1 protein-coding gene is annotated in these 687 nt (G+C 52.2%); it reads left to right on the forward strand.

Annotated features, from left to right (window positions below; genetic code table 11):
* Positions 1–231: 231 nt before the first annotated feature.
* On the forward strand, positions 232–687 hold a 456-nt coding region (locus tag AC1DU6_RS34105; protein ID WP_477862848.1), incomplete at its 3' end, for a LysR family transcriptional regulator.

Consider the following 687-nt stretch of genomic DNA (forward strand, 5'->3'; position numbering starts at 1 on the left):
GAACAAGGATCGGCACCTGTCACGATTGAGTCCGATGCGACCGCGCGCGTTGTCATCATCGAATTCAGCAGGCAGTCGTCACAGCACCGACGATTTTGATGACGTCATCAATTTCGGAAATGCCATCCAAATCAAATATATAACCAAGAGTGATTACGCATATATGATTGGTACAGAATCGCGACACCRCTCAGTCTGATTCATGGCTCAATTGCGAGGCTGGATATTCAAATGCACAAGCGGCAYCTCAATATTCCGATTGAAATTGTTCGTACTGTCGTTGCCATTTCAGAAACAGGTAGTTTGACCAAGGCTGCGGAACAATTGGGATTGAGTCAGCCCGCAGTGAGTTCGCAAATCAAACGTCTCGAACAACTTGTTGGCGGGTCGCTGTTCATCAAAACGCCGAACGGAAGTTGTCCGACCGACCTCGGCAAGCTGGTGCTTGCGCAGGCCCGCAAGATCATCGAGGCCAACGATCAGGTGCTCGCACTCGGCGGAAGCGACAGTCTTGGCGGTCGGCTTCGTCTGGGCCTGAGCGTTGTCATGGCGCAGCGCTTCGTGGCCCAGCAGAACCCAAGAAATCTCGATGACATACATATCTATGCCGRAATGTCCGCTGAGATCGTGACAGCGCTGATCGACGGCCATGTCGACATCGGGTGTTTTTTCCAGCGGGGAGAAATC

This window comes from Roseateles sp. P5_B10 (assembly GCF_056400485.1).